Below are 14,675 nucleotides of genomic sequence, written 5' to 3'. Positions count from 1 at the left end.
GGCCATGCGCCCGGCCCCTTTTCGTTGATAGCCCATTGCTTGACGCCGGCTGCGGTCATATCTCTTGACCAATCGAGGGAGAGCCATGCCGTTTCAACCGGTTCATCAGGAAAGGCTGTCGCAGGGGGTGGTTCGCCAGATCGAGCTTCTGATCCTGCGCGGCCTGTTGCGTCCGGGCGAGCGTCTGCCGGCCGAGCGCGAGCTGGCCGAGCGGATGGGGGTGAGCCGTCCGTCCCTGCGCGAGGCGATCGCCGATCTGCAGGCGCGGGGGCTGGTGGTCAGCCGGGCGGGCTCGGGCGTGTTCGTGGCTGACATGCTGGGCTCGGCCTTTTCGGGCGCGCTGACCCAGCTTTTCGCCAGCCATGACGAGGCGGTCTTCGATTACGTGAGCTTCCGCCGCGATCTGGAGGGGATGGCCGCCGACCGCGCCGCGCGCTTCGGATCAGAGACCGACCTCAAGGTCATCGACACGGTGTTTCGCAAGATGGAAGCGGCGCATCAGAAGCGCAACCCGGCCGACGAGGCGGAGCTGGACGCCGAATTCCACCTGGCGATCATCGAGGCCAGCCACAACATCATCATGCTGCACATGATGCGGGCCATGTTCGACCTGTTGAAGGCGGGGGTTTTCTATAACCGCCAGCAGATGTTCCGGCAGCGCACGACGCGCGATCTGTTGCTGGAACAGCACCGGGCGATCAACGATTCCATCCAGATGCGCGATCCGCTCGCCGCACGGGCTGCGGCCGAGCATCATATGAGTTATGTGGAACAAACGCTGAGCGACCTGCGCAAGGCGGATCGCAACGAAGACGTCGCGCGGCTCAGGTATCAGCACGAGCTGGCGCGGGACTGAAAGGACAGAAGATGGCAGATTACAGCAAATCGGGCGGGCGCAGCGGCGCGGGCAAACAGCCCCGCAACAAGACGGTCGTCGAACATCCCAAGGGCAAGCTGGGCGGCGCCCCGGACAAGGCGGAACTGCTGGCGCGGATGAAGAAAGCCGCCGAGAAGAACGCCGACAAGGACGCCTGAGCCCCGGACGCGGGCAAACCGGCCCGGTGGTTCCCGATCCCGAACGCCGAAACCGGCGCCGCAGCCCGGCGCCGGTTTTCGCCTGTCCGGCGGTTGGGTGCCGATCGGGGCCGGTCGCGGGTCTTCGCCCTTGACCGCCGGGCGCGAGCGCTAGATCAAGGTAAGAAAAAAGCCCCCGGCCGAAGCCGGGGGGCAAAGTGGCGTCCCATCTGGCGACAGGACGCTGGCGGTAAACAAATGCGCGTCAGTCGCGGCCGATCTCGGACCGGATCTGCTGACGCAGGATGTCGATGGGGATCAGCTGGCCGTCCCGCTTGAACTGCCAGTAGGTCCAGCCGTTGCAGGAGGGCGCGCCTTCGAGCGCGGCCCCGACCTGATGGATCGAGCCGCGGTGCGTTTCGGACACCAGCGACCCGTCGGCCCGCACCTTCGCCGGCTTTCCGCGCGGCGAGAGCAGCACCTCGCCCGGCCTGAGCAACCCGCGTTCCACGAGCTGGCCGAAGGGAACGCGCGGTTCGGCGCGTTTCGAGGATGTCGTTTCCAGCGCCGAGGCATCGAGGGGCCGCACCCGCGCCAGACGCGCCGTGGCGGCCTTGCGGTAGTTTTCCTCGCGCTCGATGCCGATGAAATGGCGGCCCAGCATCTTGGCCACGGCGCCGGTCGTGCCGGTGCCGAAGAAGGGATCCAGCACCACGTCGCCGGGGTTGGTGGAGCCGATCAGAACCCGGTGCAGCAGGCTTTCCGGCTTCTGCGTCGGATGGGCCTTGTCGCCGTTTTCGTCCTTCAGACGCTCATGCCCGGTGCAGATGGGCAGCACCCAGTCCGAGCGCATCTGGATGCCCTCGTTCAGGGCTTTCAGCGCCTCGTAGTTGAAGGTGTATTTCGACGCCTCGGCCTTCGAGGCCCAGATCATCGTCTCATGCGCGTTGGTCAGCCGTTTGCCCTTGAAGTTGGGCATCGGGTTCGACTTGCGCCAGATGACGTCGTTCAGCACCCAGAAACCCGCATCCTGCAGGGCCGCACCGACCCGGAAGATGTTGTGATAGCTGCCGATCACCCAGATCGCGCCATCGGGTTTCAGCAACCGGCGCGCGGCTTTCAGCCAGGCGCGGGTAAAGGCGTCATAGGCGGCGAAACTGGCGAACTGGTCCCAGTGGTCCGTCACGGCATCGACGGCGGAATTGTCCGGCCGATGCAGGGCGCCCTTCAGCTGAAGGTTATACGGCGGGTCTGCAAAGATCAGGTCAACGCTGCCCTCGGGCAGGCTGTTCATGATCTCGATGCAATCGCCCGCAAGAATTTGGTCGAGCGGTAGCTTTTCAGCCACCGGCGCCCGGGTCTTGGTTGTCATCACTGCCTCATCTGGGCGCCATCTTTTTTCGCAGCGCTCCGTTACGGGCCAAGATGATTCAAGACGGGCGTCCCGTCAATTCCTTTTTGAATCAGGTGTTTATTTTGCGTTCTTAACACAACATCTTGCGGACGGGGCCGAAGCTGCGGCGATGATGTGGGGTGACCCCCTGTTGCTCAAGTGCAACGCGGTGTTGGGCCGAGGGGTAGCCCATGTTTTTTTCCCAACCATATCCGGGGTTTGCGAGCGCAAGTTCACGCATGATCGCGTCCCTCTCCACCTTGGCCAGGATCGAGGCGGCGGCGATGGACAGGCTGATCGCATCCCCCTTCACCACGGTCTGCGCCGGGATCTCCAGCCCCTTGGGCAGGCGGTTGCCGTCGATCAGCGCGTGCTGGGCGGCGGGTGTGAGGGCAGCCAGCGCGCGGCGCATGGCGAGGTGGCTGGCCTCGAGGATGTTGAGCGCGTCGATCTCCTCGACGCTGGCATGGGCCACGGCGAAGGCCAGCGCACTCTCGCGGATCTCCAGCGCCAGTCGCTGGCGCATCCGTTCGCTCAGCCGCTTGCTGTCGTCGATGCCTGGGGGGATGCGGGCAGGGTCCAGGATTACCGCGGCGGCGGTGACGGGGCCCGCCAGCGGGCCGCGGCCCACCTCATCGACGCCAGCCACCAGCGGCAGGCCAAGGGCGGTTTCCAGCGACAGATCGGGGCGGGGGCGTGCGAGGGTCATGCGCCGTTGAACCATGCGCCGCGTCTGCCCGCAACGGTGCCGGGCAACAGCAAGGGCGGGCCTTTCGACCCGCCCCGCCCGGTCCGGGGACCGGGAGCGATGACATGCCCTGCTACTCACTGATCGGCGCCGGCACCGACCCACTCGTTACTGTTCTCACCATCGCGGGCAATCGTTACGAAACGCTTACATTGGACCGGTGATCTGCAAATGTTCCGCGGCTTACTGGTAGCCTTCCTGCCGCAGGCACTGGCCGGTATAGATGCGCTGGCCGTCGGTGGAGCGGACCTGGCAATAGCCCGGCAGGTTGTAGAAACCGGCGTTTTCCAGGCAGTTCGCCCAATAGCCGTCAACCCGGCTGCCGTTCATGCGGAAATGCATGCTGCACTGGTCGGGCAGACGGGTGATGGGGCGCTGCCAGCCACCGCCACCATAGGGCGGGCGACGGTCGGGATGGCGCCCGCCATAGGGCGGACGGCGGTCGTTGTCCCAGCGGTCGTCCCAGCGCGGCGGCTGGCTCCAGCCGCCCCCGGAGGACCGGCTGTAACCGGCGTCATAGAGGCATTCGGCGATATAGCCGGTGCGGGTGCGGGCATTGCCGTTGTTGACGCGGAACTCGTAGCGGCAATTGCCGGGCAGGTTGTCGTAGCCCGCGCGGTTCAGACAGCGGGCGTTGTAGGAATTGATGTTCCGCCCGTTCACCCGGATGGTTTCCAGGCACTGGCCGGGCAGCGTCCAGCGGCCGGTGTAGGCGGGCGTGCTGTTGTCGTCGATGGCGTTGACGATGGCGCCGATGACGATGGCACCGGCGAGGAAGCGCAGGATGTCCTCGGCATTGTCGGCCTGCGCCGGACGGGGGGCGGCGCTGACACCGGCGAGGGCCACGGCGGCTGCGGCGGCGAACATCGTCGCCCGACGCGGCAGCAGCCCGGCCGCAAAGCGGCGAAGGGGGGTGGAGTTTGTCATGACCTGACCTTTCAGGGATGCGGGTTGACGGGTCGGCAAGGGCCCAGCCACGAAGGGACTCGAGAGAGGCCTTGCCGGCATGGCTTCACGCTGCGCGTACCGGTCGTGACAGGCAATATCGCGGGTCGGTTATCCGATAACGCCTGTGTCGTCCGTGGGTTCCATCGCCCCGATATTGCATAGCGCAGGGGGTCGGCGCATCTTTGCCGAAGATCCCGCCATTCCCCCGAAGGACCCCGACATGCGCATGAAACTGCCGATTCTCTCCCTGGCCCTGCTGATGACGCTGGCCCTGCCTGCCCAGGCTGCCTGTTACGCGGAATACCGCGCATCGCGTCAGAACCCGGTGCAGCTGGCCTATGGGATCGCCCAGATCCCCGGAAACAGCTGCAGCGCGCAGGCCGCCTCGCAATATCTTCAATCCCGTCTGTCGCGGTCCGGCTGGACCTTGCAGAATATTGTGTCCACAGTGACCAGCAACTCTGCGCCAGCAAACTCGGGCTATACCGGTGGACACTACCTCTCTTACTGAGAACTCCCTCACCCGCGGCGGGTCCCGGGCGATTCAGCTCGGTCTGGCGGCCATCGTCCTCATCCTGGCGGCGGCCGCCATTCTGCTGTTCCTGAACCTGCCGGATACCAACGAGTTCAACGCCCGCGTCCTGCAGATCTTTGCCGAGAATTCGGATCTGACCGGACAGGCTGAACTGCGGCTGCTGGAGATCCTGGCGCAATCGGGCACCACCTTCACCGAGGTTCTGGTCAGTTATCGCGGCGTGATCTTCGTGCTGATCGTCTTTGCCAGCCTTCTGCTCATCACCTCGCTGGTCCTCGTGCTGGCGCTGATCGCCTTGAACCGCAAGCTGGCCGTGGTGCAGAAGACCGGGATCCAGGTGTCCTCGCTGGTCATCAGCCGGTCCGAGCGCAAGGTCTATATCAACGATCTGGAATTCAACCTGACCGAAGCCGCGGTCGAGGCGCTGGCGGTTCTGGCCGAGGCGCGGATGGATGACGAGATGCTGACCGGCACCTCGCTGGAAGCGGTCATCACCGGACGCCGCGAGTCGGATTGCGAGGAAGCGGCGGGCGCCACCCGCATCAAGCGGCTGCGCGATTCGCTGGGCAACCAGATCGTCAGCGAGCTTCTGGTGCGCAACATTCCCCGTCAGGGCTACATGCTGGCCGTCGAGAAGGACGTGATCCGCATGATCTGACCGCACCGCGGTCCCCCGGAAAAGGACCGTCCCGCCCCCCGAGGGAAGGGGCGGGACGGGGGCCGTGCCGGTCGTTCGCGGGGCTATTCGGCAGCGTTCAGCATCGCCGCTTGCCCGGCCAGGCCTTCCAGGTGGTCGGCAATCGCGTTGGCGATGGCCCGCTTGTTCTCGATCGGGGTGACGCCATGCGGATAGACCATCAGCGCCCGCTGGTCGGTGCCGCGGGTATCCTCGCCCCGGGTCGCCACAACCACCCCGGCCCGGTCCAGCCGCTTGGCGGCGACGCGGATCAGCTCGTCCTCGCTGACGCCTTCCAGATATTTGAAGGCGACGGTGTGCATGTCGGGATCGGCGGCCATGGCCATGTCGATGACCTTTTCGGTCGGCTCCAACTCCAGCATCAGGCTGGACTGGCCCGAGGCGATCTTGCCCTGCACCGCCTGTTTCGGCCGGTAATCGGCGACGCCCGCCGAAAAGATCCCGGCCCAGACCCCGGCCTTGACCCGCTCGACCACCGTGTCGCGGTATTCGTCATAGGTGCGGGTCACGGTGATCGGCATCGGCGTCTTCGGCCGCCAGGCGCCGTCGCCGAGGATCAGTTCGGCCTCGGCCCCGCGCCAGGTCAGTTCCTCGGCCACCTGCGCGCCCAGTCGCCCGCGGAAGCGGTTGACGATGCGCCGCACACCGTCAATCGGCACCGGGGTGGGGCCCGCCGTGACCATGATCCGCCGCCCGCGCAGCCGCGACTGGCTGAGCGCCCGGCCGACCGCGATGCAGAGGAACTCGGTTTCCGGCAGGTTGTGCTTGCCATAGGCGTCGCGCGGCGCGATCAGATGCACGCCCTGCGCGGCCAGACGGCGGGCGTTGTCCACCAGCTGCGCGTTGTGCATCGTGCCGTGCATGGTCGGCGCCACCAGCACCTGCGCGCGGCCCTGCTCCATTCGCCCCAAAGCCGAGATCAGCGTCGAGGTGACGACCGAATCGCCAATGCCATGCGCCATCTTGGCGATGGTCGAATGGGTGGCCGGGGCCAGCAGATAGGCGTCGAAGGGCTGCGAATCGCTCAGATGCTCGGCCCGCCAGGTCAGGCCGGTCACCACCGGGCCCAGGGTGGCCCATTCCAGCGCCTCGCGCGCGACGTAGCGCAGCGCGTCCTCGCTGGCGAAGGCCACCACCTCGGCCCCGTGGCGGCGCAGGCCGCGCGCCACTTCCGGGGTCTTCATCGCCGCGATGCCGCCGGTGACGAGCAGCGCGATGCGCTTGCCCGCCAGCCGGTCGGACGCCCGGGGCACGTCGTGGTCGCCCATGCTGGACGGCGTGGGTGCCCGGAAGTCCCAGTCGTAAAGGCTCATGCACGCACCTCGTCGTCCTGCGCGCTGGTCTGCGCAATCTGGTCGAGGCCCGGACGCCATTTCAGATGCGCCCCGCGGGCGCGGTCGACGCGGGTGTTCAGCGCCTCGAAATGACGGGTCAGGAAGCGGCTGCGCTTGCCCATCTCCTCGGCGATCGAGGGTACGACCGTGATGTCGAAGAGGTCGAGGTGCTGGATCTCCATCGACGGGATATAGGGGCTGCCCTCGGTCAGGACCGGCTCTTCGCGCGGCGCCATCCAGGGGAACATCTCCAGGAAGATGCGATAGCTGGCGTAATCGTAGGAGGCATCCGCCCCGTGCCAGCGCCCGCCCAGCTTCACCGCGCCGAAGTAATGGCGCACGCTCGGGCGTTGCAGGGCCAGCCAGCCGGTCGGCATCAGCTTGCCCAACACACTGGTGGAAATCGGAATTTCGGCGAAGCCGGCCTCGAGCCCCGCGGCGCGCATCAGCGCGACCTGCAGGTTGGTCTTGGTGGTGCACATGCCGACACCGCGCACCAGCGTGTCCGAGGCGCGCTCCTGCCAGGCGCCGAAGCGGTAGGGCATGGCATGGACGAACTTGAGGATCGCCTCGGCGGTGCTGGCGGGGGTGGCGCGGCGCAGACGGGCGGCCTGACGGCGGATCTCGGGGTGTTCGTGGTTACACAGGGTCTCGGGGTCGGGCAGGTGCTCGGGGGGCGTCGCGGCCAGTTCGGCGGCATCGGCGCCGATCAGCGCCTTGGCGATGACGCGGTGCTGCTCGCGGCTGGCGTTCTGGCTGTCCAGCGACCAGACGCGGGCCGGCATGTCGACCGCCAGAAGGTCATTCTGGTCGGCGCCGAAGTGGTTGCCGGGCCCGTACCAGCCCCGCGCACCGGCCAGGCGACCGTCGAGCACGACATTGAGCGGCGCATCGCCGGTCATCTCCAGATGGGCGCCGGGGGCAAGGTGACGGACGCGGCCACGGGCGAAGATCTCGTCCTCGAAACCGTCCAGATAAAGGCCGAGAGTTGAGTCCCTGAACAGCGAGAGCAATTCAGGGTTGAACTTTTCGGCAGCGAGATTTGGCATGAGAACCCCCAAAGGTTAGCTTTGCAGCAGATCGATACGACCCGTACTGGTCAGGGCAGCGAAAAATACGGTCGGACACACGTGAAGAATAACCCCGCAATGCACGCAGAAGAAGAGTTTTGTTTCCGCCGGGGCTACAAATCCAAATGTGTGCAAACCTTTGCCACACTTTTGCCATGGTGTCGGGACGCAGGGTTCCCCGACGTCGCTTTTTCCCATTCGGTCGAAAAACGGTTGAATCGCAGGAGGGTTGCAGCAATTCTGGATTGACGCGTCCGGAGGACCGGCACCGGCGGCCAACGCCGGGTCAGGGGCGGCGCGGGTCTGGGAGGACCATCCATGGATGTGCTGCAACTGCTGTTGAGCGGTCTCGCGAACGGCTGCGTATACGGTCTCGTCGCCTTGGGATTCGTGCTGATCTACAAGGCGACCGAGGCCGTGAACTTCGCCCAGGGCGACCTGATGATGCTGGGCGCCTTCGTCATGGTGGGCCTGGTCAACCCGCAATACATGGGGCTGAACTTCTGGCTGGCCGTGCCCTTGGCGCTCTTGATAATGGGGGCGCTGGGGTATCTGCTGGATATCGCCATCCTGCGCTTCATGTTCGGGCAGAGCCAGACGGCGGTCGTCATCCTGACCATCGCGCTGGGCTTTGTGATTCGCTTCGTCGCCGGGGTCATCTGGGGGCACGAGCCGCAGAACCTGCATTCACCCCTTGCGCTGGGCGATGTGCGGATGGGCGGCGTCGTGCTGTCGATGGCCGATATCGCGGTGATCGTGGTCACACTCGCCATGACGCTGGGCCTGTGGCAGTTCTTCCAGCGCACCAAGCTGGGCCTCGCCATGCAGGCCGCCAGCCAGAATCAGATGGCGGCCTATTACATGGGCATCCCGGTCAAGCGGGTGCAGGGGGCGGTCTGGGCGCTGGCGGGGGTCGTCGCCTGCGTGGCGGGGATCCTCTATGCGTCCAAGGGGACGCTGGCCATCTCGGCCGGGTTCATCGGCATCAAGGCCTTCGCCGCGGCGGTGATCGGCGGCTTCGGCAGCCTGCCGGGGGCGCTGATGGGCGGGCTGATCGTCGGGATCATCGAGCCCTTCGCCGCGCGCTATTTCCCTGCCGGTTACTCGCAGATCGCGCCCTATGCGCTGCTCATCCTGGTTCTGGTGTTCCGCCCGCACGGGCTGTTCGCGCAGGTCCGCGTGAAGAAGGTCTGAGCGGATGCGGTTCCATTTCAAGACGAGCTACGACCACGACATCCGCCTGTTCCCCGATTGGTGGAACTTCTCGCTCTATGCGGCCCTCCTGCTGGTGCTGCTGGCCCTGCCTTGGGTGATCGACAGCTTCTACCTGGGCGAGATGACCAACGTGCTGATCTGGGCCGTCGCCGGGCTGGGGCTGATGCTGCTGACCGGGCAGACCGGGCAGGTCAGCCTCGGTCATTCCGCCTTCATGGCGATGGGGGCCTATTCCTGCGTCAACTTCATGGAGCTGGGGCTGCCGTTCCTCGCGGCCTTCCTGCTGGCCGGGGTGTTCACCGGCATCATCGGCGGGATCATCGCCATCCCGGCGCTCAGGCTGCACGGGGTGTATCTGGCGATCTTCACGCTGGCGCTGTCGATCCTGATGGACGACCTGATCGTCATCCTCTCGCCCTGGACCGGCGGCGTGAACGGCTATTTCGCGCCCGAGATCTGGATCTTCGGGATCGAGATCAACCGCTGGGCCGCGCCCGAGACCTGGTATTATCTGGCGCTGGGCACGGCGCTGATGGTGACGTTCTTCTACCGCAACCTGTTGCGCTCGCCGCTGGGCCGCTCCTTCGCCGCCGTCCGCGATTCCGAGATTTCGGCGCAGGCGATGGGCGTGGACGTGGCCCGCACCAAGACGCTGGCCTTCGGGCTGAGCTGCGCCTTCGCGGGCTTGGGCGGCGCGTTGATGGGCCTGTTCGCCGGGGCCTTCAACAATGAGACGTTCAATTTCCTGATCTCGATCCAGCTGCTGATGGCGATCATCATCGGCGGTCTGGGCTTCATCCACGGCGCCTTTCTCGGCGCGATCGTCATCGCCTTCCTGCCGCAATTCCTGTCCATCGTCACCGATCAGCTGGGCTCCACCTCCATCCCCGGGCTGGAGACGGGGGTGTTCGGCATGATCCTCATCGCCTTCATCCTGTTCGAGCCGATGGGGCTTTACGGCCGCTGGCTGAAGATGCGGACCTGGCTGCAGCTCTTCCCCTTCGCCCGCCGCGACATGTTCCGCCGCCAGAAATCCTATCTGAAGACGGAGCGCCTGAGATGAGCCTTCTGTCCCTCGATGGCGTGACGCTCAAGTTCGGCGGCGTGACGGCGGTCAACAACCTCAGCATGGCGGTGGAGGAGGGGCAGGTCTTTGCCCTGGTCGGGCCGAACGGCGCCGGAAAATCCACCGTTTTCAACATGATCTCGCGCTTCTACCGGCCGGTGTCGGGGTCGATCACCTTCGACGGCCACAACCTGCTGAACCACAAGGCGCATGAGATCGCCAATTTCGGCATCGCCCGGACCTTTCAGAACATCGAACTCTTCGAGATGGCGACGGTGCTGCAGAACCTCTTGGTCGGGCGGCACCGGCACCGGCGCAGCACGCTGGTCGAACAGATGCTGTTCGCGGGCCGCGTCCGGCAGGAAGAGCGCGAGCATCGCCACGCGGTCGAGGAGGTGATCGACTTCCTGGACCTGCAACCCTATCGCGACACGCGCATCGCCGGCCTGCCTTACGGCGTCCGCAAGGTGGTGGAACTCGCCCGCGCGCTGTCCACCAAGCCGCGGCTTTTGCTGCTGGACGAGCCCGCCTCGGGCCTCTCGGTCGAGGAAACGCAGGATATGCGCTGGTGGATCGACGACATCCGTCGCCAGATGGGCATCACCGTGCTGATGGTGGAACACGACATGGGGCTGGTCAGCAAGGTCTGCGACCGGGTGCTGGCGCTGGCCGATGGCGCGAAACTCGCCGAGGGCACGCCCGCCGAGGTGCAGGCGCATCCGGCGGTGATCGAGGCCTATCTCGGCACCTCGGCCATCTCGAAAACCGCGAACGCGGCGGGGGTGCGGGTATGAGCGCGCTGCTTGAGGTGCGGAACCTCGAAACCTTCTACGGCCCGATCATGGCGATCCGGGGCGTCAGTCTGGAGGTTCACAAGGGGCAGGTCGTCACCGTGCTGGGCGCCAATGGCGCGGGCAAGACGACGCTGCTGAAGACGATTTCCGGCATCATGGACCCCGAAAAGGGCCAGATCCTGTTCGAGGGCGAGGAGATCCAGGGCCGCGAGCCGCATCAGGTGGTGCGCCGCGGCATCGTGCAGGTGCCTGAGGGGCGCGAGGTCTTTCCGCTGCTGACGGTCGAGGAAAACCTCGCGCTCGGCGCCTATACCCGCCACGACAAGGCCGAGATCGCCCGCGACCGGGACATGGTGTTCAGCTATTTCCCGATCCTCGCCGAACGCCGGGGGCAGGAGGCGGGCACCATGTCGGGCGGGCAACAGCAGATGCTGGCCATCGGCCGGGGGCTGATGCTGCGCCCGAAGATCATGCTGCTGGACGAGCCCAGCCTCGGCCTGTCGCCGCTTCTCACGCAAGAGATCTTCACCATCCTGCGGCGCCTCAACCAGGACGAGGGCGTGACGATGATGCTGGTCGAACAGAACGCCGCCGTGGCGCTGGATCTGGCCGATCAGGGCTATGTGATGGAGCTGGGCCGCATCGTCATGTCGGACACCGCCGAGAAGCTCGCGGCCTCGGAAGACATCCGCAGTTTCTATCTGGGCCACGCCAACGAAGGCGCGCGGGGCGAGCGGCGCTGGAAGAAGAGGAAGACCTGGCGATGAGCACGCTTCCCCAGACGGTTATCAAGGGCGTCCGCGTCAACGCCCAGCCGGGCAAGCGCCCGGTGCATATCGACGGCCATGCCACCATCCCCGCCCTGCTGCGCGCCCGCTGCCAGGAGAACGGCAGCGCCACGGCGCACCGGGCCAAGGAGCTGGGCATCTGGCAGGCCTTTTCCTGGGCCGATTACCTGGACCGCGTGCGCGAGATCGCGCTGGGCATGCGGGCGCTGGGGCTGGAGAAGGGGCAGGTCATCTCGATCCTGTCCGAGGACCGGCTGGAATGGATCCAGTGCGACATGGCCGCGCAATGCCTGGGGGCCATTTCCTCGGGCGTCTACACCACCGATTCGCCCTCGCAGCTGGCCTATCTGGTCAATGACAGCGACACGCAGATCCTGTTCGTCGAGAATGACGAACAGCTCGACAAGTTCCTGGCGGTCGAGGGGCAGATGCCCGGCCTCAGGCATGTGGTGATCTTCGACAAGGAGGGGCTGCACGACTTCCGGCATGAGAAATGCCTGTTCCTCAGCGATCTGGTCGAGCGCGGGCGCGGCGGATCGGCGGCCGAGTTCGACGCCGCCATCGACGCGGTGCAGCCCGGCGACACGGCGGTGCTGATCTATACCTCGGGCACGACGGGCAACCCCAAGGGGGTGATGCTGACGCAGGAAAACATCATGGCCGGGATGGAGGTCAGCCTCTACAACCTGCCCTTCACCAAGGGGGCGGAACAGCTCTGCTTCCTGCCGCTGTGCCATATCCTCGAACGCATCGTCTCGCTCTATACGCCGCTCATCGTCTCCTCGACGGTGAATTTCGCCGAAAGCCCGGAGACGGTGTTCGACAACCTGCGGGAAATCTCGCCGCATGGTTTCGTCGCTGTGCCGCGGGTCTGGGAAAAGATCTATTCCCGCGTCCTGCTGATGGCGCAGGAAAGCACGCTGATCGGGCGCTGGGCCTTCGCCCAGGCGCTGAAGGCGGGGCGGGCACGGGCGGAATGCCTGCTGGACGACCGGCCGGTGCCCGCGGGCGTGGCGCTGCGCTATCGGATCTGGGATTTCCTGGTGCTGGCCAATCTGCGGCGCATGCTGGGGATGGACCGGATCATCCACGGGCTGACCGGCGCCGCGCCGATCTCGCCCGATCTTCTGCGCTGGTATTTCGCCATCGGCGTCCCGGTCTACGAGGGCTGGGGCATGTCCGAGACCTCGGGCATCGGCACGATCAACCTGCCGGGGGCGAACAAGGTCGGCTCCATCGGCCAGACCTGCGCCGGGATCGAGACGCGGATCGCCCCGGATGGCGAGATCCAGGTAAAAGGGCTCAATGTCTTCACCGGCTATCTGAACAAGCCCGACAAGACCGCCGAGGCCTTTACCGAGGACGGCTGGATGCGCACCGGTGATGTCGGCCGCATCGACAATCAGGGCTTTGTCACCATCACCGGCCGGATGAAGGACATCATCATCACCGCGGGCGGCAAGAACATCACCCCGGCCGAGATCGAGAGCCGGCTGAAGTTCAGCCATTACATCTCGGATGCGGTCATCATCGGCGACCGCCGCAAGTATCTGACCTGCCTGATCATGATCGATCAGGAGAACGTCGAGAAATACGCCCAGGACCACAAGGTGCCGTTCAGCGACTTCCGCTCGCTGTGCCGCGCCGAGCCGGTGCTGGACCTGATCCGCCGCGAGGTGGAGGCGGTGAACAAGGAGTTCGCGCGCGTCGAGCAGATCAAGGATTTCCGCCTGATCGACGTGCTTCTGACGGCCGAGGACGAGGAGCTAACGGCCACGATGAAGCTGAAACGCGCAACCGTCGAGCAGCGGCACAAGGCGCTGATCGACGCCATGTATTGACGATCGCAAAGGGGCCCCGCGGGGGTCCGAAAGGGGAGGAAGACATGACGACGACCAAGATGCTTCTGACGGCGGCCGCCTTCACGGCGCTGGCTGCCGGCGCCGGCGCGCAGACGCGCGGCGTCACCGATACTGAGATCCTGATCGGCGGGGCGCATGACCTGTCGGGCGTGTTCGCGGCGGTCTCGACGCCTGCGGTGAACGGCGCCAACCTCTATATCGACATGGTGAACGAGAATGGCGGCGTGCATGGCCGCATGATCCGCTACATCGTCGAGGATCACGGCTATCAGCTGCCCCGCGCCACCCAGGCCTATAACAAGCTGATCGAGCGCGACGGCGTCTTCGCCATGCTCTTGAACCTGGGCACGCCGCATAACCTCGCGCATTACCCGCTGATGGAACGCCGGGGCGTGCCGAACCTGAACCCGCTGACCGCGGCCCGCGCGGTCCTGCCCGATCCGCCCGGCATGAACTTCACCGGCTTCTCCAGCTATTACGACCAGATCCAGGCCGGGATCGAGTATCTGCACAACACCACCGGCGCGACCACGGTCTGTTCGATGTACCTGCCGACCGATTTCGGCGAGGAGATCGCGCTGGCCTCGCATGAGGCGGCCGAGCGGCTGGGCCTGACCTTCGGCGAAGAGACTACCCACCGCCCCGACGAGGAAGATTTCGTCGGTGCCGTCAGCCGTCTGCGCGACGCGGGCTGCCAGATCGTCACCCAGGCGCTGGGCGTGCGGCAGGGGATCACCGTGGTCGGCACCGCCAAGCGGCTGGGCTGGACCGACGTGAGCTTCCTCACCTCCTCGGCCGGGTTCCTGGAGCCCGTGGCCATGGTGCCGGGCGGCGTGACCGACGGGCTCTATGCCTCGGCCGGGTGGCAGGACCTGCGGGCCCGCGCCGATGAAGAGGCCCCGGCCGCCTTCATCGCCGCCTACGAGGCGCGCTACAGCCAGCCGGCCAGCGGTTTCGCCATGCTGGGCTACACCGCCGCCGAACAGATGGTGATGGCGCTGGAAGCCGCCGGGCCGGACCTGACGACCGAGGGCTTCGTCGCGGCGATGGAAGCGCTGGATTACGACGATCCGCTGCTGGGCACCCATATCAACTTCGGTGCGGGCCATCAGGGCGCCAACAACATCTTCATCAGCCAGGTCGGCGAGGGGCATTGGAACACCCTGGCCGAGATCGACGGCGACACCATGCAGGAAGTGCCGATGGAGTGA

15 protein-coding genes are annotated in these 14,675 nt (G+C 65.9%); 10 read left to right on the top strand and 5 right to left on the bottom strand.

The window, feature by feature from the left end; genetic code table 11:
* Positions 1 to 85: 85 nt before the first annotated feature.
* Positions 86 to 856 (top strand): FadR/GntR family transcriptional regulator, encoded by a 771-nt coding sequence (locus DDE23_RS08220; RefSeq protein ID WP_107751486.1) that lies wholly within the window; start codon positions 86 to 88, stop codon positions 854 to 856.
* 11 nt (positions 857 to 867) lie between these two features.
* Complete coding sequence (locus DDE23_RS25305) at positions 868 to 1,035, top strand: hypothetical protein (RefSeq protein ID WP_170121818.1); 168 nt, start codon at positions 868 to 870, stop codon at positions 1,033 to 1,035.
* 244 nt (positions 1,036 to 1,279) lie between these two features.
* Here the strand turns inward: DDE23_RS25305 and DDE23_RS08215 are convergent, their stop codons facing one another.
* The 3 genes from DDE23_RS08215 to DDE23_RS08205 all read right to left on the bottom strand — a co-directional run bounded on the left by DDE23_RS08215 (position 1,280) and on the right by DDE23_RS08205 (position 4,082).
* A complete protein-coding gene (locus DDE23_RS08215) occupies positions 1,280 to 2,386 on the bottom strand; it encodes a site-specific DNA-methyltransferase (protein WP_107751485.1) in 1,107 nt (368 codons plus the stop codon).
* 112 nt (positions 2,387 to 2,498) lie between these two features.
* Positions 2,499 to 3,116 carry a ribonuclease HII gene (locus DDE23_RS08210; protein ID WP_107751484.1) on the bottom strand — a complete coding sequence of 206 codons (618 nt, stop codon included), beginning with the start codon at positions 3,114 to 3,116 and terminating at the stop codon, positions 2,499 to 2,501.
* Between the two features lie 222 nt (positions 3,117 to 3,338).
* Entirely contained in the window at positions 3,339 to 4,082 is a 744-nt protein-coding gene (locus DDE23_RS08205) for a hypothetical protein (protein ID WP_107751483.1), read from the bottom strand.
* 241 nt (positions 4,083 to 4,323) lie between these two features.
* On the opposite strand from DDE23_RS08205, the gene DDE23_RS08200 reads away from it, so the two are divergent.
* The gene (locus DDE23_RS08200) at positions 4,324 to 4,614 is read left to right on the top strand and encodes a hypothetical protein (protein WP_107751482.1); all 291 of its coding nucleotides are present in this window, start codon (positions 4,324 to 4,326) and stop codon (positions 4,612 to 4,614) included.
* Positions 4,586 to 5,296, top strand: a complete 711-nt coding sequence (locus tag DDE23_RS08195) for a hypothetical protein (protein ID WP_107751481.1) — start codon at positions 4,586 to 4,588, stop codon at positions 5,294 to 5,296. The genes DDE23_RS08200 and DDE23_RS08195 overlap by 29 nt, the downstream gene beginning before the upstream one ends.
* Positions 5,297 to 5,379: 83 nt before the next feature.
* Here the strand turns inward: DDE23_RS08195 and DDE23_RS08190 are convergent, their stop codons facing one another.
* On the bottom strand, positions 5,380 to 6,648 hold the full coding sequence (locus DDE23_RS08190) for a phosphopantothenoylcysteine decarboxylase domain-containing protein (protein ID WP_107751480.1): 1,269 nt from the start codon (positions 6,646 to 6,648) through the stop codon (positions 5,380 to 5,382).
* A complete protein-coding gene (locus tag DDE23_RS08185; RefSeq protein ID WP_107751479.1) occupies positions 6,645 to 7,718 on the bottom strand; it encodes a transglutaminase domain-containing protein in 1,074 nt (357 codons plus the stop codon). The genes DDE23_RS08190 and DDE23_RS08185 overlap by 4 nt, the downstream gene beginning before the upstream one ends.
* A 339-nt stretch (positions 7,719 to 8,057) precedes the next feature.
* Between DDE23_RS08185 and DDE23_RS08180 the strand changes: the two genes are divergently transcribed.
* From DDE23_RS08180 to DDE23_RS08155, 6 genes are read left to right on the top strand one after another with little or no spacing between them, the layout of a single operon-like run.
* Entirely contained in the window at positions 8,058 to 8,933 is an 876-nt protein-coding gene (locus tag DDE23_RS08180; RefSeq protein ID WP_107751478.1) for a branched-chain amino acid ABC transporter permease, read from the top strand.
* 4 nt (positions 8,934 to 8,937) lie between these two features.
* Complete coding sequence (locus DDE23_RS08175; protein WP_107751477.1) at positions 8,938 to 10,017, top strand: branched-chain amino acid ABC transporter permease; 1,080 nt, start codon at positions 8,938 to 8,940, stop codon at positions 10,015 to 10,017.
* Positions 10,014 to 10,814 carry an ABC transporter ATP-binding protein gene (locus DDE23_RS08170; protein WP_107751476.1) on the top strand — a complete coding sequence of 267 codons (801 nt, stop codon included), beginning with the start codon at positions 10,014 to 10,016 and terminating at the stop codon, positions 10,812 to 10,814. The genes DDE23_RS08175 and DDE23_RS08170 overlap by 4 nt, the downstream gene beginning before the upstream one ends.
* Positions 10,811 to 11,581: an ABC transporter ATP-binding protein gene (locus DDE23_RS08165; RefSeq protein ID WP_107751475.1), complete on the top strand. Its 771-nt coding sequence runs from the start codon at positions 10,811 to 10,813 to the stop codon at positions 11,579 to 11,581. The genes DDE23_RS08170 and DDE23_RS08165 overlap by 4 nt, the downstream gene beginning before the upstream one ends.
* Positions 11,578 to 13,443, top strand: a complete 1,866-nt coding sequence (locus DDE23_RS08160) for an AMP-dependent synthetase/ligase (protein WP_107751474.1) — start codon at positions 11,578 to 11,580, stop codon at positions 13,441 to 13,443. The genes DDE23_RS08165 and DDE23_RS08160 overlap by 4 nt, the downstream gene beginning before the upstream one ends.
* A gap of 44 nt (positions 13,444 to 13,487) precedes the next feature.
* On the top strand, positions 13,488 to 14,675 hold the full coding sequence (locus tag DDE23_RS08155; protein ID WP_107751473.1) for an ABC transporter substrate-binding protein: 1,188 nt from the start codon (positions 13,488 to 13,490) through the stop codon (positions 14,673 to 14,675).

Origin of the sequence: Pararhodobacter aggregans (genome assembly GCF_003075525.1) — a bacterium.
Taxonomy (GTDB): Bacteria; Pseudomonadota; Alphaproteobacteria; order Rhodobacterales; family Rhodobacteraceae; genus Pararhodobacter; species Pararhodobacter aggregans.
Note: the sequence above shows the minus strand (reverse complement) of the source record. Positions and strands in the feature narration are given on the sequence as shown.